Annotated in this window: 15 protein-coding genes and 1 pseudogene; 8 read left to right on the top strand and 8 right to left on the bottom strand. The window is 63.2% G+C overall.

What is annotated here, in order from left to right; genetic code table 11:
- Window positions 1-611: 611 nt before the first annotated feature.
- The 3 genes from AAZU54_RS26395 to aroC all read right to left on the bottom strand — a co-directional run bounded on the left by AAZU54_RS26395 (window position 612) and on the right by aroC (window position 3,521).
- Complete coding sequence (locus AAZU54_RS26395; protein ID WP_434727860.1) at window positions 612-1,148, bottom strand: oxidase; 537 nt, start codon at window positions 1,146-1,148, stop codon at window positions 612-614.
- On the bottom strand, window positions 1,148-2,302 hold the full coding sequence (locus AAZU54_RS26390; protein WP_368973584.1) for an MFS transporter: 1,155 nt from the start codon (window positions 2,300-2,302) through the stop codon (window positions 1,148-1,150). The genes AAZU54_RS26395 and AAZU54_RS26390 overlap by 1 nt, the downstream gene beginning before the upstream one ends.
- Before the next feature lie 127 nt (window positions 2,303-2,429).
- A complete protein-coding gene (aroC, locus tag AAZU54_RS26385) occupies window positions 2,430-3,521 on the bottom strand; it encodes a chorismate synthase (RefSeq protein ID WP_434727859.1) in 1,092 nt (363 codons plus the stop codon).
- 235 nt (window positions 3,522-3,756) lie between these two features.
- Here aroC and AAZU54_RS26380 point away from each other — a divergent pair, with 235 nt between their 5' ends.
- A complete protein-coding gene (locus AAZU54_RS26380) occupies window positions 3,757-4,719 on the top strand; it encodes an alpha/beta fold hydrolase (protein ID WP_392464764.1) in 963 nt (320 codons plus the stop codon).
- Between the two features lie 109 nt (window positions 4,720-4,828).
- Complete coding sequence (locus AAZU54_RS26375) at window positions 4,829-5,614, top strand: hypothetical protein (RefSeq protein WP_312154113.1); 786 nt, start codon at window positions 4,829-4,831, stop codon at window positions 5,612-5,614.
- 130 nt (window positions 5,615-5,744) lie between these two features.
- Here AAZU54_RS26375 and prmB read toward each other — a convergent pair whose 3' ends face one another.
- On the bottom strand, window positions 5,745-6,653 hold the full coding sequence (gene prmB, locus AAZU54_RS26370; protein ID WP_434727858.1) for a 50S ribosomal protein L3 N(5)-glutamine methyltransferase: 909 nt from the start codon (window positions 6,651-6,653) through the stop codon (window positions 5,745-5,747).
- A 178-nt stretch (window positions 6,654-6,831) separates the two neighbouring features.
- On the opposite strand from prmB, the gene AAZU54_RS26365 reads away from it, so the two are divergent.
- From AAZU54_RS26365 to AAZU54_RS26345, 5 genes are all read left to right on the top strand, one after another.
- Window positions 6,832-7,422 (top strand): cysteine hydrolase family protein, encoded by a 591-nt coding sequence (locus AAZU54_RS26365; protein WP_186554795.1) that lies wholly within the window; start codon window positions 6,832-6,834, stop codon window positions 7,420-7,422.
- 80 nt (window positions 7,423-7,502) lie between these two features.
- Entirely contained in the window at window positions 7,503-7,823 is a 321-nt protein-coding gene (locus AAZU54_RS26360; protein ID WP_186554794.1) for a hypothetical protein, read from the top strand.
- 229 nt (window positions 7,824-8,052) lie between these two features.
- Window positions 8,053-8,613, top strand: a complete 561-nt coding sequence (locus AAZU54_RS26355) for a Smr/MutS family protein (RefSeq protein ID WP_186554793.1) — start codon at window positions 8,053-8,055, stop codon at window positions 8,611-8,613.
- 70 nt (window positions 8,614-8,683) lie between these two features.
- The gene (gene folE, locus AAZU54_RS26350) at window positions 8,684-9,229 is read left to right on the top strand and encodes a GTP cyclohydrolase I FolE (RefSeq protein ID WP_186554792.1); all 546 of its coding nucleotides are present in this window, start codon (window positions 8,684-8,686) and stop codon (window positions 9,227-9,229) included.
- Between the two features lie 60 nt (window positions 9,230-9,289).
- Window positions 9,290-9,661: a glutaredoxin family protein gene (locus tag AAZU54_RS26345; RefSeq protein ID WP_312154107.1), complete on the top strand. Its 372-nt coding sequence runs from the start codon at window positions 9,290-9,292 to the stop codon at window positions 9,659-9,661.
- A 118-nt stretch (window positions 9,662-9,779) separates the two neighbouring features.
- On the opposite strand, the gene AAZU54_RS26340 is transcribed toward AAZU54_RS26345, so the two are convergent.
- On the bottom strand, window positions 9,780-10,382 hold the full coding sequence (locus AAZU54_RS26340) for a glutathione S-transferase family protein (RefSeq protein WP_186554790.1): 603 nt from the start codon (window positions 10,380-10,382) through the stop codon (window positions 9,780-9,782).
- Window positions 10,383-10,524: 142 nt separating this feature from the next.
- On the opposite strand from AAZU54_RS26340, the gene AAZU54_RS26335 reads away from it, so the two are divergent.
- On the top strand, window positions 10,525-11,715 hold the full coding sequence (locus AAZU54_RS26335) for a benzoate/H(+) symporter BenE family transporter (RefSeq protein ID WP_392464767.1): 1,191 nt from the start codon (window positions 10,525-10,527) through the stop codon (window positions 11,713-11,715).
- 95 nt (window positions 11,716-11,810) lie between these two features.
- Here the strand turns inward: AAZU54_RS26335 and AAZU54_RS26330 are convergent, their stop codons facing one another.
- The 3 genes and pseudogenes from AAZU54_RS26330 to AAZU54_RS26320 form a co-directional block, all read right to left on the bottom strand.
- On the bottom strand, window positions 11,811-12,653 hold the full coding sequence (locus AAZU54_RS26330) for a methyl-accepting chemotaxis protein (RefSeq protein ID WP_434727861.1): 843 nt from the start codon (window positions 12,651-12,653) through the stop codon (window positions 11,811-11,813).
- Between the two features lie 18 nt (window positions 12,654-12,671).
- Window positions 12,672-12,896, bottom strand: a pseudogene (locus AAZU54_RS26325) (HAMP domain-containing protein); the annotation flags it as partial.
- A gap of 972 nt (window positions 12,897-13,868) precedes the next feature.
- Window positions 13,869-15,266: a PLP-dependent aminotransferase family protein gene (locus tag AAZU54_RS26320; RefSeq protein ID WP_434727857.1), complete on the bottom strand. Its 1,398-nt coding sequence runs from the start codon at window positions 15,264-15,266 to the stop codon at window positions 13,869-13,871.
- Window positions 15,267-15,445 lie beyond the last annotated feature (179 nt).

Raw genomic sequence — 15,445 nt, 5'->3', positions numbered from 1 at the left:
TTGCCCCGCGAAAGCTCCCACGTAGTTTCCTGCTGAAGCTGATTACGTGGGAGCAGGCTTGCCCCGCGATGGCTCCCACGTAGTTTCCAGCTGAAGCTGATTACGTGGGAGCGGGCTTGCCCCGCGAAAGCTCCCACGTAGTTTCCTGCTGAAGCTGATTACGTGGGAGCAGGCTTGCCCCGCGATGGCTCCCACGTAGTTTCCAGCTGAAGCTGATTACGTGGGAGCGGGCTTGCCCCGCGAAAGCTCCCACGTAGTTTCCTGCTGAAGCTGATTACGTGGGAGCAGGCTTGCCCCGCGATGGCTCCCACGTAGTTTCCAGCTGAAGCTGATTACGTGGGAGCGGGCTTGCCCCGCGAAAGCTCCCACGTAGTTTCCTGCTGAAGCTGATTACGTGGGAGCAGGCTTGCCCCGCGATGGCTCCCACGTAGTTTCCAGCTGAAGCTGATTACGTGGGAGCGGGCTTGCCCCGCGAAAGCTCCCACGTAGTTTCCTGCTGAAGCTGATTACGTGGGAGCAGGCTTGCCCCGCGATGGCTCCCACGTAGTTTCCAGCTGAAGCTGATTACGTGGGAGCGGGCTTGCCCCGCGATAGGGCCGGAGTACTAAACCTCAGAATTCGTCGATACCCGCAAACTCCAGCGCAGCCGCATCACCGGTAAACCGCGGAGCCTTCGCCTGCTCATCGCGGAACAACCGCAGCGCCAGACAAAACGGCGTATCCCCAAGGTCAATCCAACGCCGAACCTGGGCCGGCACAATGAGCACATCGCCCTTCTCGCACAGCACGGCATACACATACTCGCCTACCCGCAGGGTGACCTGAGCCCGCCCGCTGATCACCGCGAACACCTCATCGCCGCCATGCACATGCTCGTTACGCAGATCGACCTGCGCCGCATCCACGCCATCACGGTTAAGTAACGCATAGGCCGCACAGCCATGCTCGGTCATCAGCCGATCCAATGGCTCACGGCAGGCGTCGAGCACTTCGTCCTGACCCGTCCCAGGGCGAATCCGCAGCTCATGCGGCTGGTGCATGAAGCGCACGCCCTGCTCGGCGAGGGTCGCGACAATGTCGTCATGGTGGGTCAGCAACTTGTTGGGAAGGCCCGGGCTTGACGGGTGAAAAACGCTGAGGATGCTCATCAGGGGCTGTTCCTGCTATCGGTCATTCGAGTTGCAATGATAACGGCTGCGGCAAAGGCTGCGACGCTGGCCATACCAAAGGTGAAGTGTGGGCCCAGCAATTTCCAGCTGTAGCCCGAATACAAGGCGCCTAACGCGCCGCCTGTGCCCGACAACGCCGCGTACAGCGCCTGGCCCTGACCTTGCTGGCGTGCGCCGAAGCTGGCTTGGACGAAGGCGATCGAGGCGGCGTGGAAACAGCCAAAGGTTGCGGCATGCAACAGCTGGGCGAAGATCAGCGCGGCCGGGACTTCGGCCAGATTACCCAACAGCAGCCAGCGCAGCCCCGCCAGGACAAAGCTGAGCAGCAGCACCCGGCGCACCGAAAAGCGCGCGAAGATCCGGCTCATGGCCATGAACATCAAGACCTCCGCTACCACCCCTAGCGCCCACAGCAAGCCGATACTGCCGCGGCTGTAGCCCAGGTGTTCCAGGTGCAGGGTAAGGAAGGTGTAGTACGGCCCGTGGCTTAGCTGCATCAACGCCACGCACAGATAGAACGCAATCACCCCAGGCGCCAGCAGCTGGCGCAGGAAGCCCCCTGCCCCGCTACGCTCGGCATGTTCCACCGGCTGGGCATTGGGCACCCACAGGCTGGCGAGGAAGATACCGGCCATGATGGTGACCAGCGCCACCGGGTAGATATCCAGGCTCAACCATTCGAACAGCCGGCCCAGGCCCACCACGGTGAGGATGAAGCCAATCGAGCCCCACAGCCGCACCTGGCTGTAGCGTGAGGTCTGGCCATGCAGGTGGGCCAGGGTAATCACCTCGAATTGCGGCAGTACCGCATGCCAGAAGAACGCATGCAGGGCCATCACCAGCGCCAGCCAGGCGTAGCTTTTACCGAAGAAGATCAGCGAGAACGTCGCCAGGGTCGACAACGCGCCCAGGCGCACGATCAGCAGGCGCTGGCCGCTGCGATCTCCCAGCCAGCCCCACAGATTGGGGGCGACGCAACGCATCAACATGGGGATCGCGACCAGCTCGCCAATGCGCGCCGGGGAGAAGCCGAGGTGATCGAAGTACAACGCCAGGAACGGCGCGGTGGAGCCGAGCAGGGCGAAGTAGAACAGGTAGAAACTGGACAGGCGCCAGTAGGGAATTGGCGTCATGGGGCAGTGCGCTTTGTGGTGATCATTGGGGGCCGCTTTGCGGCCCTATCGCAGGCGAGCCAGCGCCTACAAAGACCGTGTAGGCGTTGGCTTGCCCCGCGATAGGGCCTGCGCCAATCAACGCTGATTAAAGCTGGCCCAAAACGGGAGTATTGACCCGCACATCGGCATTCTGCGCACGATGGCGCAGCAGGTGATCCATCAGCACGATGGCCATCATCGCCTCGGCAATCGGCGTGGCGCGGATGCCTACGCAGGGGTCATGGCGGCCCTTGGTGATCACTTCGACCGGGTTGCCATCGACATCGATCGAACGGCCCGGAGTGGTGATGCTCGACGTGGGCTTGAGCGCCAGATGGGCAACGATTGGCTGACCGGAGGAAATACCACCGAGAATGCCGCCCGCATTGTTGCTGAGGAACCCTTGCGCAGTCAGCTCATCACGGTGCTCGGTGCCACGCTGGGCGACACTGGCGAAACCGGCGCCGATTTCCACGCCCTTGACCGCGTTGATGCTCATCAGCGCGTGGGCAAGCTCGGCATCCAGGCGATCGAAGATCGGCTCGCCCAGGCCCGGCATGACGCCCTCGGCCACCACAGTGATCTTGGCCCCGACCGAATCCTGGTCACGGCGCAGTTGGTCCATGTAGGCCTCAAGCTCTGGCACCTTGGCCGGGTCCGGGCTGAAGAAGGCATTGTCTTCGACCGAGTCCCACGTCTTGAACGGGATTTCGATGGGGCCCAGCTGGCTCATGTAGCCACGTACGGTGATGCCTTGGCTGGCCAGGTACTTCTTGGCGATGGCACCGGCAGCGACGCGCATGGCGGTTTCCCGCGCCGAGCTGCGACCACCGCCACGGTAGTCGCGCAGGCCGTACTTGTGGTGGTAGGTGTAATCGGCGTGGGCTGGGCGGAACAGGTCCTTGATCGCCGAGTAGTCCTTGGATTTCTGGTCGGTATTGCGGATCAGCAGGCCAATCGAGCAGCCCGTGGTACGGCCTTCGAACACCCCGGAAAGGATCTCGACTTCGTCCGGTTCCTGACGCTGGGTGGTGTGCCGGCTGGTGCCGGGCTTGCGCCGGTCGAGGTCGTGCTGCAGATCGGCCAGGGAAATCTCCAGGCCAGGCGGGCACCCATCGACAATGGCGACCAACGCCGGGCCATGGCTTTCGCCAGCGGTGGTGACAGTGAACAGCTTGCCGTAGGTATTGCCGGACATGGACGCTCCGCGAATCAGCCTGAAGTTTGGATGAGGCGGCCAGTATACGGAAAGCGGCAGATTTGCGAAGGAAATCCAAGCCCTTGGTTGTCAGTTCCGGCCTCTTCGCAGGCTAGCCCACTCCCACAGGGAGGGAGTGGACCGCAAGATTTGCACGATGACGCACAATCAAGTGCACTGGCAGAACCTTCATCAGGCCTCCAGGTCCAACCCTCATCTCCTCATGAAGTACCCCATGATGCTGCGCTTCGCCGCCTTGTTGCTGCTGTTCTGCACCACCTTCGCCAATGCTGCCGCCCCCACCGTCCTGCAACGTCCGATCGACTTGGACACCGGCCAGGGCGTGCTGCACGGCAGCCTGCTATTGCCCCAGCAGGACACCCCGCCGCCAGTGGTATTGATCATCGCCGGCTCCGGTCCAACCGACCGCGACGGCAACAACCCTGCCGGCGGGCGAATCGACAACCTCAAGCGACTGGCCTTGCTGCTGGCCGGCGAGCACATCGCCAGTGTGCGCTTCGACAAACGCGGGGTTGCCGCCAGCCAGCCGGCCACCCCGGACGAGCGCCAACTGAGCGTCGAGCGCTACGTTGCAGACACCGTGGCCTGGAGCCGCAAACTTCAGGCCGACCCGCGTTTTGGCCCATTGATTTTGCTCGGCCACAGTGAAGGTGCGCTGATCGCCACCCTGGCCGCCGAACAAGCCGGCGCCAGCGCCGTCATCACTGTCGCCGGCAGTGGCCGGCCAGTGGCGCAGGTGCTGCGCGAGCAACTGGCGCAACGCCTGCCAGCGGCGCAACTGGCGCGCGGCAACGCCTTGATCGACCGTCTGCAAGCCGGCCAGACCAGCCTGGATGTGCCGCCAGCACTGCGCGAAGTGTTCCGCCCTTCGGTGCAGCCCTACCTGATCTCGTTGCTGCGCCAGGACCCGGCCGGCGCCTTCGGCCAGCTCCGAGTGCCTGCCCTGATCATTCAGGGGCGCAACGATGTGCAAGTGGACGTGGCCGATGCCGAGCGCTTGCAGGCGGCCAAGCCCGATGCCCAGCTGGCGCTGATCGATGGCATGAACCACATGCTGCGTATCAGTCCGCGCGCCATGAGCGGCCAGCGTGAGAGCTATCAGAATCCAGAGCTGCCGCTGGCGCGCGAACTGGGCCAACGGATCGTCGCTTTCATTCGCCAATTGCCGCAGGCGTAGGGCGCGCCCCTACAGTACTGACCGCTGCTGCCGATAAGCAGGCATTGGGCCGGTTATTGCGGGGGAAATCCTGCGATATCCGGCCATCGTGCATGTGAGGAAGCCCGTGATGACCGATGCCCCCGCCGCTGAGGCGACCGAAGAGCCGCAAGCCCCGGAGAGCGCCCCGCTGCCCTGGGCGGATGTGGCCGCTGAACATTTCCAGCTGCTGCGCCTGGCGCCGTTGCCCACCGACCGCAACAGTGGCGCCCGGCCGCTGCGCTTCGTGCAGTTCGGCTATGTCGAGCGGCACAGCAAGGAGCACAGCCTGCTACGCATGGAAATCCGCTTGCCCGGGCAGAAAGTGCGAAAAGAGCAGAACCAGCTGGATATCCGTGTCGATCACGGCCAGCGGCGGGTCAGCATTGGCGCTGAAGCCGGGCTGCAAATAGAACCGCTCAACCGTGGTCTGGGCCGCTACCTGCTGGGCCAGGCAGTGCAGTGGTTGCAGGCCAACTGGTCGCACTACCGCGTTGAAGGCATGACCCTGCCGAACAAGGATGCGCTCAACGAAGACACCCGCCTGCGCCGCGACCATGTCTTGCGCAGTATCGGTGTAGAGGTGGAGTACACCGACGGCCAGGTGCTCAAGGGGCGCACCGTGGAGGTGGCGGTCGGTCAGCTCAAGGGCGGCTGGAACGCCGAGAAGGTCCAAAGGATCGATACGCTGGAATCGGCCGGCATGCTGCAACAGGCCGAGCAGACGTTGCAGGAAAAAGAAGCGCAACTGCGCGAGCGCGATGAGCGGGTGGCCAAGTACCGCCGCGAAGACAGCGGGCTGCGCTTTACCATTACCTGCCTGGTGGCGTTTGCGGTGTTCCAGGCGGGGCTGTTGATCTGGATCGCTACGCGCTAGGCGCCATGCGGCTCTTCGCGGTCGCACTGGTGGGAGCGGGCTTGTCCCGCGATAGCGATGGCCAATGCGATAGATGTCGCCTGGTCTAACGCTATCGCGGGACAAGCCCGCTCCCACAGGCCCATTGGCTTCAGACGCGCGAGCTGAACAGCTCCTGATGCTGGCGGCACTGTTCAGCCGTCAACATGAACACCCCATGGCCGCCGCGCTCGAACTCCAGCCAGGCAAAATCGACTTCCGGGTACAGCGTCTCGACATGCACCTGGCTGTTGCCCACCTCGACGATCAGCAAGCCTTTCTCGGTCAGGTGATCAGCCGCCTCGGCCAACATCCGCCGTACCAGGTCCAGGCCATCGTTACCGCACGCCAAACCCAGCTCCGGCTCATGCTGGTATTCGGCCGGCATGTCGGCAAAATCTTCGGCATCGACATACGGCGGGTTGGACAGGATCAAGTCGAAGCGCTGCCCCGGCAACCCAGCGAAGCCATCGCCCTGCACGGTGAACACCCGCTCATCCAGACCATGGCGTTCGATGTTCTGGTTGGCCACTTCCAGCGCGTCGAACGACAAATCGGCCAATACCACTTGCGCCTCAGGGAACACCTCGGCGGCAACGATACCGATGCAGCCGGAGCCCGTGCACAGGTCAAGAATGCGGGCCGGCTCTTGCGCCAGCCACGGCTCGAAACGTTTTTCGATCAGCTCGCCAATCGGCGAACGCGGCACCAGCACACGCTCATCGACCAGGAACGACATACCGCAAAACCAGGCCTCGCCGAGCAGGTAGGCGGTGGGCACGCGCTCTTCGATGCGGCGCTTGAGCAGATGCTGCAGACGCACTCGCTCGTCATCCTCGAGCTGGCAATCCAGGTAGCTGTCGGCCACCTCCCATGGCAGGTGCACGGCGCCCAGCACCAGCAGGCGGGCCTCGTCCCAGGCGTTGTCGGCACCGTGGCCGAAGAACAGCTCATGCTCGTGGAAGCGGCTGACTGCCCAGCGGATGTAGTCGCGCAGGGTGCTCAGGCGGGATGTGATCACGGGGTACTCCTTTTCAGACAGGACAAAAGTCTAACAGGCCCACCCGCTGAAATGTTCCACCCAATCCCCAACAAGTAGCCACAGGCCAGTAAACACGCAGGTTACGATGTCAACCATTCCCATTAGCGGCCAAGCAAGGGAGAATAGGCGCACAAAAGCCCTACTGAAGGAGCCCTTGATGTCCGTTCCAACCACGATGTTCCGCCTCAGTGGCCGCGACTACCCGCCGGCCAAGCTGGGCAACGCCAGCCTGATCATCATCGATGCGCAGAAGGAGTACCTCAGCGGTCCCCTGGCGCTGTCGGGCATGGACGAGGCCGTGGCCAACATCGCCAGGTTGCTCGACGCCGCGCGTAAAGCCGGTCGCCCGATCATCCACGTCCGTCACCTAGGTACCGTTGGCGGCCTGTTCGACCCACAGGGCCCGCGCGGCGAATTCATCGAAGGCCTTGAGCCGCGTGGCGATGAAATCATCATCGAAAAGCGCATGCCCAACGCCTTCAAGAACACCAAGCTGCACGAAACCCTGCAGGACAAAGGCCACCTGGACCTGATCGTCTGCGGCTTCATGAGCCACTCCAGCGTCAGCACCACCGTGCGCCGCGCCAAGGACTATGGTTATCGTTGCACGCTGGTCGAGGATGCTTCGGCAACCCGCGACCTGGCGTTCAAGGATGGCGTGATTCCTGCCGCGCAGATCCACCAGTGCGAAATGGCCGTGATGGCCGACAACTTCGCCTGCGTCGCCCCTACCGCCAGCCTGGTCTGAGCGCATGACCGCCCGGCAGACGGGCGGAACCTGATAGCCACGGGCAGGTCGAACTCCGGATACCCATAGAGGAAATCGGAATGAAGCTCAAAGGCAGTTTCGACGCCAAGCGCCTGCGCCCGCGCGAACCGCGTAACTGGGGCGCACGCCTGGCTGCCGGGCTGTCTGCCCTGCTGGCGACGCTCGGCATACTCCTGGCGATGGCCGGTTTTGCCGGTCTGCTGGGCAATTACCCCGCGCTTGCCGAACTCAATGCCAATCGGCCGCTGTCGGGCATCCTGCTGGCGGTGGGGTTGTTGTTGCTGTGGATGGGCGTGCGTTTCTGGCGCCGTAGTCGGATTCGCCTGCGTCGTGGGAGGGAGTTGAACCTGTCGCCGCATTTGATGAAAAAGCACGACTGAGTTGGCTGTCAGTGCTGGCCTCATCGCGGGGCAAGCCTGCTCCCACGTAATGGCCACCGCATCTGATGAAAGAGTACGACTGAGTGGGATGTCGGTCGGGGCAAACCCACGTGATGGCGCCATAGCGCTGCAGATAACTCGTGGGAGCGGGCTTGTCCCGCGATGGGGCCAGCACAGGTGTACGCAGGCGCGCACTCGCGTAAACTACGCCGCCCACGTGGAGGCCTGCATGCAAGACGACGATTTTTCCCTGTTCCATGCCGAAGTGCGCGGCGTCAAGCCGATCAAGCACGACCGTGCCGAGGTCGGCAAACCCAAGGCTGACCGCAAGCAGCTGGCCGGCTTGCGCCAGTCGGCTACGGTGCGCAGCGACCAACCGTTGGTGGTCGATGGCATGTCCGATCAGTTCGTCATCGACGTGGGCGCCGAAGACGAGCTGATGTGGCGTCGCGACGGCGTGCAGGAAGGCCAGATCCGCAAGCTCAAGCTCGGTCAGATCCCTTTCGAAGGCAGCATCGACCTGCACGGCATGAGCGTGGAGAAGGCCCGCGAGATCCTCTGGGCGTTTCTCGCCGAGGCGACCAAGCTGGAAGTGCGTTGCGTGCGGGTCACCCATGGCAAGGCAGCGCGGCTGGACGGCAAGCGGCCGATGATCAAGAGCCACGTCAACACCTGGCTGCGCCAGCACCCGCAAGTACTGGGCTTCACCTCCTGCCAGGCGCGCCACGGCGGCACCGGCGCGGTGTACGTGATACTCAAACGGACCATGCTCGACGGGCGCGACGAATAACGCCGCGCTTGCAGCGCCGCCCTTGCCGCCGTACCCTTCTTTTTTGCGTTTATTCCCTACAGGTAGATACATGTCCCTGGAACAGAACTACACCGAGATCCTCAGCCAACTTGGCGAGGACGTCTCCCGTGAGGGCTTGCTGGACACGCCCAAGCGGGCCGCAAAGGCCATGAAGTACCTTTGCCGCGGTTATGAACAGACCCTGGAAGAGGTCACCAACGGCGCGCTGTTCAGCTCCGACAACAGCGAGATGGTGCTGGTCCGGGACATCGAGCTCTACTCGATGTGCGAGCACCACATGCTGCCGTTCATCGGCAAGGCTCATGTGGCCTACCTGCCACAAGGCAAAGTACTGGGCCTGTCCAAGGTTGCGCGGATCGTCGACATGTTCGCCCGCCGCCTGCAGATCCAGGAAAACCTGAGCCGCCAGGTTGCCGAAGCCATCGAGCAGGTCACTGGCGCTGCCGGCGTTGCGGTGGTCATCGAAGCCAAGCACATGTGCATGATGATGCGCGGTGTCGAGAAGCAGAACTCGACCATGATCACTTCGGTGATGCTCGGCCAGTTCCGCGAAAACGCCGCGACTCGCAGCGAGTTCCTCAGCCTGATCAAGTGATCGGCGCGTGATCCCAAGCCGGCCCTCAGGGTCGGCTTTTTATTTGTTCAGGAGTTGCCCATGATCGTCAAAGCCCTGCGGGTCGGCCTCGGCCAGCTTATCGTGTTCGGCGACTGGATCAGCCGCCCGGCCAAGCAAAAGCGTGACCCGGCCGCCCAGGCGCTGGTCGAGCAACAGGCCAAGGGCCTGGCGCTGTACCAGTTCCACGCCTGCCCGTTCTGCGTCAAGACCCGACGCAACCTGCATCGGCTGAATGTGCCGGTGGCGCTGCGTGATGCCAAGAACGACCCGCAACACCGCCAGGCCCTGCTTGAAGGTGGCGGTCGGGTGAAGGTGCCGTGCTTGCGCATCGAGGAACAAGGCCAGGTGACCTGGATGTATGAGTCCAAGGAAATCATTGCCTACCTGGAGAAGCGTTTCGCCGGCGTTTGATTTTTTGGGGGCGGTGCCGGCCTCATCGCGGGGCAAGCCCGCTCCCACGCAGCCAGCTCTCGCCTGACTTGCGCCAATGCAGCTACACACGTGGGAGCGGGCTTGCCCCGCGATAGCGTTACTCGCCCATCGGCACATGCCGCGGATGCGAAGCCACCCGCGCCAACCACGCCTGCACCGCAGGGTATGCGCCCAGATCAAACCCACCCTGGTGCGCCACATGGGTATAGGCATACAACGCCACATCGGCAATCGAATACTGCTGCCCGACCAGATACGGCGTCATCTGCAGCTGCTTTTCCATCACCCGCAGCGCCTTATAGCCGCCCTTGTGCAGCCCCTTGTATTCCTCAAGCCGCTCCTGCGGCAGGCCCAGATAAAACTGGATGAAGCGCGCCACCGCAATGTACGGCTCATGGCTGTACTGCTCGAAAAACTGCCACTGCAACACCTGGGTACGCAGACGCGGCTCGCTGGGCAAAAACTCGCTGCCGTCAGCCAAGAAGTTGAGAATCGCGTTGGACTCCCAAAGATAACTGCCATCTTCGAGCTCCAGCACCGGCACCTTGCCATTGGGGTTCATGGCGAGAAACTCCGGCGTCTCGGTCTCACCCTTGAGAATGTCCACCGGATGCCATTGATACGGACGATCGAGCAAATGCAGCATCAGCTTGATCTTGTAGCAGTTGCCCGACTGGTAGTCCCCATAGACCTTGTACATCGCCCCTCCCCTTCAATGCAGTTGCCGATATAGGCCCAATAGTTGGCGACTGTACGGCTAAATGCAATGGTCGCTGTATGGCAAGGATCAACGCTTGCCGCGTTAGTCTGAAAAAACTGCTTACAAGTACAAGGATTGCACCATGACCGATGCCACTTCAGCGCGCCTGCGCCCATTGGCAGACAGCTCCCCGTCGGCGGTGGTCGCCGGCTTCATCGCCATGCTCACCGGCTACACCAGCTCGCTGGTATTGATGTTCCAGGCCGGCCAGGCGGCCGGATTGACCACAGCGCAGATCTCCTCATGGATCTGGGCGCTGTCGATCGGCATGGCGATCTGCAGCATTGGCCTGTCGCTGCGCTATCGCACACCGATCACCGTGGCCTGGTCGACGCCGGGAGCGGCGCTGCTGATCACCAGCTTAGGCGGCGTCAGCTACGGCGAAGCGATCGGCGCGTATATCACCTGCGCCGTACTGGTGCTGATCTGCGGCCTGACGGGCAGCTTCGAGCGCCTGGTCAAACGGATTCCAGCATCACTGGCATCGGCGCTGCTGGCTGGGATCCTGTTCAAGATCGGCAGTGAGATTTTCGTTGCCGCGCAGCACCGGACCTTGCTGGTCCTGGGCATGTTCTTCAGTTACCTGCTGGTCAAGCGCCTGTCACCGCGCTATTGCGTGCTGGCCGCGTTGGTAGTGGGTACGGCGCTGTCTGGCGCGATGGGCCTGCTGGATTTCAGCGGCTTCAACCTGGAAGTGGCCAAGCCGGTGTGGACCACGCCGAGCTTCTCGCTGGCAGCGACCATCAGCATTGGCATCCCATTGTTCGTGGTAGCGATGACCTCGCAGAACATGCCGGGGGTGGCGGTATTGCGCGCCGATGGTTACCAGGTGCCGGCCTCGCCGCTGATCTCGGCGACCGGTTTTGCTTCGTTGCTGCTGGCACCGTTTGGCTCGCACGGGGTGAACCTGGCGGCGATCAGCGCGGCGATCTGCACCGGGCCGCACGCCCATGAAGACCCGAGCAAGCGATATACCGCAGCGGTGTGGTGCGGGATCTTCTATGGCATCGCCGGCGTGTTCGGCGCGACCTTGGCCGCACTGTTTGCCGCCCTGCCCAAGGAGCTGGTGCTGTCGATTGCGGCGTTGGCGCTGTTCGGTTCGATCATGAATGGCTTGAGCGTGGCCATGAGTGAGGCGCGCGAGCGCGAGGCGGCGCTGATTACCTTCATGGTAACGGCGTCGGGCTTTACCTTGTTTTCGATTGGCTCGGCGTTCTGGGGGATCGTGGCGGGGGTGATTACCTTGCTGATCCTCAATCCGCGCAGGGCTTGAAATGTCGATGGCTGAACGGGCCTCATCGCGGGACAAGCCCGCTCCTGCAGGGCTGCGGTGAGGCCCGATCTGCCGGCACGCTACTCAGGCTCTGCTCAGAGCCTGAAATGCCCGACCATCCCCTTCAACTCCTCCCCCAACTGCGCCAGTTGCACACTCGACTGGGCATTGTCGCGCATCGCCAGCGCAGCCTGATCGGCACTGCCGCGGATCTGCGTGACGCTGCGGCTGATCTCCTCGGCGACCGAACTCTGCTGCTCGGCCGCGGCGGCAATCTGCTGGTTCATCTGCTGGATCAATGACACCGCCGTGGCAATGCTACCCAGTGCGCTTTCGGTATGCAGCGCATCCGCCACCGCCAAGCGCACCAATTCGGTACTGCCGCGAATCTGCGCCACCGACTGCTGGGCGTTGCCACGCAAGCTTGCGACCAAACGCTCGATTTCCTCGGTCGATTGCCGGGTCCTCCTGGCCAAAGCCCGCACCTCATCGGCGACCACGGCAAAACCGCGCCCTTGCTCCCCGGCCCGCGCTGCTTCGATCGCCGCATTGAGCGCCAGCAGGTTGGTCTGCTCGGCCACGCTCTTGATCACTTCAAGCACATCGCCAATGGTATGAATCTCTGCACTCAGACTCTCGATGCCGGCGCTGGCGGTCTCTGCCGCCGCCGCCAACTGCTCGATGCGCTGCATGCTCTGGCGCACCACCTGCTGGCCGGATTCGACCTTGTCATCGGCAGCCTGCGCGGCCTGGGCGGCTTCTTCGGCATTGCGGGCCACGTCGTGCACGGTGGCGGTCATCTGCTGCATGGCGGTGGCAACTTGCTCGGTTTCTTCTTTCTGGCTGCCGACCTCGCGGTTGGTCTGCTCGGTCACGCTCGACAGCGACTGGGCGCTGCCAGCCAACTGCTCGATGCCCTGCTGCAAACCACTGACCATGCCGGACAGGCCCGCCGCCATCTGCTGCATGGCCTGCAACAGCTGGCCGACTTCATCGCCCCGCGGCGCTTCGGCCTGCATACCTAAGTCACCGGCGGCAATCCGTTGGGCACGGGTGATTACCCGCTTGAGCGGGCCGACTACAGCACGGGTGATCAGCCACGCCGCCGCCACCCCAGCCAGCAGCGCCAGCGCAGTGGCCAGAACAATCGCCAGGGCGTTGCGTTTGAGCTCGCCCTGCATGGCCTGTTGTTGATTGCTGTAGGCCTGATCGACCCTGGCGGTGACCTGGTCGGCGCGCGCCTGCAACTGCGCCTTGAGGCCCTGCTCTTGGGCCAGCAGATCGGTGTATTCGTTGAGCTTTTCGCCGAAGCTGGCGATATGCCCGGCGACCTCGCCCAAGACACTCTGGTAACCACTGTCGCTGACCGAGGTCTTGAGCTGCTCGACCAGGCTGGCCGCCTCGACGGTCTGGGCGATCCGCCCTTGGTTGACCGCCTCCTCGCCCTTGCGCCCCTGCTCCAGACGCACCCGCGCCTCGTCCATCGCCTGCAACATCAGCCGCGACACCTGGGCCACCTGCGCGGCCTGTTCGAGAAACTCACCGCCTTGCTGGCCCTGGGACTGCTTGAGGGTGTAGCTGCCATCGTCAGCCAACCCCGCCTGCAGTACATCGAGGTTATTGGCCACGCTTGAGACCGACCAACTGGCCATGTCCAGCGCCAGCTCCTTGGCCTGCACAGCTTCAACGAAGGTGTCGAAGGCCTGGCCATAGGCGGTCAAGTCAGCCTCGCTCGCGCTCAATTGCGCGACCCCACGGGCACGTTCGATCAGCACTTGCAATCCAGTGCGCAAAGCCTCGGCGTCCTCACTGTCGGAACGCAAGGCAAAGCCCTGTTCGAGCTGGCGCAAGCGCAACAGGTCGGTGTTGAACTGGGTCATCTGGCGCAAGCCATCAAAGCGCTGACCGACGCTGTACAGCGCAAACACGCCAATCGCCGCCACCGCCAGGGTCAGCAACAGGACTAAAGCAAAGCCCAAGCCGAGCTTGCGAGCCATGCCGAGATTGGCCAGAACGCCGTGCTTGGTCACTGCCATCGCCGATTCCCCCTCGCCCTGTCAGGCTTTTCTGAAGGGCAAGAGTGACAATGGCGAGAGGATGCTCACAAGTCCTTGGCGCCAGAATGGTGTCAAATAGCTATGAGCGTGTCGTTTTCAGGCCGCTGAAGGTCGCCCTGCATGCTGAAGGAAGGCTTGGGCACGTTGGTCCTGCCCGTAGGCGACATTGATCCGCAACCAGTCACTGGCAGCCCCCTGAACATCAAAGGCGCTGCCCGGCGTGAGCAGCACCGCATGTTCCAGTGCCAGCCGCTCAAGGCTGGCGAAGTCGCGGCCTGGCACCCGCGCCCAGACGAACATCCCACCGTACGGCTCACAGAACACCTGCCAGCCATAGCCTTCAAGCTGGCCGAGCAACTTGGCCATGTGCTGCCCCAGACGCACGCGCAAACGCTGCACGCACTTGCGATAGCTGCCATTAGCGAGCATCTGCGCCACCACCTGCTCGGCGAAGCGCGAGTTGCCGATGCCACTGACCATTTTCAGCTCGGCCAAGCGTGCAATCAGGTCCTCGTCGGCCACCAGGTAGCCGACTCGCAGCGAACTGCTGAGGGTCTTGGAGAAACTGGCCAGGTAGATCACCCGCTGCTCGCTGTCGAGGGTAGCCAGGCGGGTGGCCGGACCTTCCTGGAAATCGGCGTAGATATCGTCCTCGATGATCCGCACGTCTCGCTCGCGGGCCAATTCCAGCAGGCGGTAGGCGACCTTCGGCCTCAGACTGGTGCCGGTCGGGTTGTGGTACAGGCTGTTGATGAACAGGCAGCGCGGGCGATGCTCGACCAACAGCTGCTCCAGTGCCTGCAAGTCAGGGCCATGGACGGTACGCGGAACCGGCAGCATGCGTACTTGATGGGCACTTAGCAGGTTGTACAGATTGTAGTAACCGGGGTTCTCCACCAGTACCGTATCGCCTGGGCGCAGCAGGGTGCGCACCAGCAGATCGAGGCCATGGCTGGCGCCTTGGGTGATGAGGATGCGTTCGGCACCCGCCGCAATATCCAGCCGCGCCAGACGCTTGTGCAACTGCTGGCGCAGGCTGCTCAGGCCCAACGGCGGGCTGTAGTCGAACAAGTCGGCAGGGTTGCCACGGCTGACCTGGCGAATGGCCTGGGCCAGTTCCTCAGCCGCGCGCCATGCGTTGGGCAACCAGCCGCAGCCGAGCTTGAGCAGCTCGTCGTGGCCTTCGCGGAACTGGCGCCAACTACCCACCAGCGCCTCTCCCCAGTGTTCAGCGTCGGCTGCTTCCAGGCCCGGCTTGCGCTCGGCAACGAAGAAGCCGGTGCCGTGGCGCGCTTCTAACCAGCCACTGGCGACCAGTCGATCGTAAGCCTCGATCACGCACGACGGGCTGACCTGATGGGTTCGTGCCAGGGCGCGAATCGAGGGTAAGCGCGCGCCGGGGCGCAGGCGCTGGTGCTCGATCCAGGCCTGGAGCTGGTCGGTCAGTTGTTGGACCAGAGGGGTGGGGCTGAGGCGATCGAGCTGCAGGTTCATGGCAAGTGTTCGCGAATTTTGTGCGAACAGTTAAGCATAAATAGGTTGGGGGTGTGTCTTGTTGGTAAAGCGGCTGGGCATCAGTGTGGCCAGTGCCGGCTCTATCGCGGGGCAAGCCCGCTCCCACGTGGCCGCTGTGATCGACGCCCGTGGGAGCGGGCTTGCCCCGCGATAGGGCC

Source organism: Pseudomonas sp. Je.1.5.c (assembly GCF_051129895.1).
GTDB classification, from domain to species: domain Bacteria; phylum Pseudomonadota; class Gammaproteobacteria; order Pseudomonadales; family Pseudomonadaceae; genus Aquipseudomonas; species Aquipseudomonas urmiensis.
Note: the sequence above shows the minus strand (reverse complement) of the source record. Positions and strands in the feature narration are given on the sequence as shown.

What these genes read in the sequence shown, in the direction of transcription:
- AAZU54_RS26395 (WP_434727860.1), bottom strand. Translation starts at nt 1,148, where the DNA reads ATGAGCATCCTCAGCGTTTTTCACCCGTCAAGCCCGGGCCTTCCCAAC.
- AAZU54_RS26390 (WP_368973584.1), bottom strand. Translation starts at nt 2,302, where the DNA reads ATGACGCCAATTCCCTACTGGCGCCTGTCCAGTTTCTACCTGTTCTAC.
- aroC (WP_434727859.1), bottom strand. Translation starts at nt 3,521, where the DNA reads ATGTCCGGCAATACCTACGGCAAGCTGTTCACTGTCACCACCGCTGGC.
- AAZU54_RS26380 (WP_392464764.1), top strand. Translation starts at nt 3,757, where the DNA reads ATGATGCTGCGCTTCGCCGCCTTGTTGCTGCTGTTCTGCACCACCTTC.
- AAZU54_RS26375 (WP_312154113.1), top strand. Translation starts at nt 4,829, where the DNA reads ATGACCGATGCCCCCGCCGCTGAGGCGACCGAAGAGCCGCAAGCCCCG.
- AAZU54_RS26365 (WP_186554795.1), top strand. Translation starts at nt 6,832, where the DNA reads ATGTCCGTTCCAACCACGATGTTCCGCCTCAGTGGCCGCGACTACCCG.
- AAZU54_RS26360 (WP_186554794.1), top strand. Translation starts at nt 7,503, where the DNA reads ATGAAGCTCAAAGGCAGTTTCGACGCCAAGCGCCTGCGCCCGCGCGAA.
- AAZU54_RS26355 (WP_186554793.1), top strand. Translation starts at nt 8,053, where the DNA reads ATGCAAGACGACGATTTTTCCCTGTTCCATGCCGAAGTGCGCGGCGTC.
- folE (WP_186554792.1), top strand. Translation starts at nt 8,684, where the DNA reads ATGTCCCTGGAACAGAACTACACCGAGATCCTCAGCCAACTTGGCGAG.
- AAZU54_RS26345 (WP_312154107.1), top strand. Translation starts at nt 9,290, where the DNA reads ATGATCGTCAAAGCCCTGCGGGTCGGCCTCGGCCAGCTTATCGTGTTC.
- AAZU54_RS26340 (WP_186554790.1), bottom strand. Translation starts at nt 10,382, where the DNA reads ATGTACAAGGTCTATGGGGACTACCAGTCGGGCAACTGCTACAAGATC.
- AAZU54_RS26335 (WP_392464767.1), top strand. Translation starts at nt 10,525, where the DNA reads ATGACCGATGCCACTTCAGCGCGCCTGCGCCCATTGGCAGACAGCTCC.
- AAZU54_RS26330 (WP_434727861.1), bottom strand. Translation starts at nt 12,653, where the DNA reads ATGGTCAGTGGTTTGCAGCAGGGCATCGAGCAGTTGGCTGGCAGCGCC.
- AAZU54_RS26320 (WP_434727857.1), bottom strand. Translation starts at nt 15,266, where the DNA reads ATGAACCTGCAGCTCGATCGCCTCAGCCCCACCCCTCTGGTCCAACAA.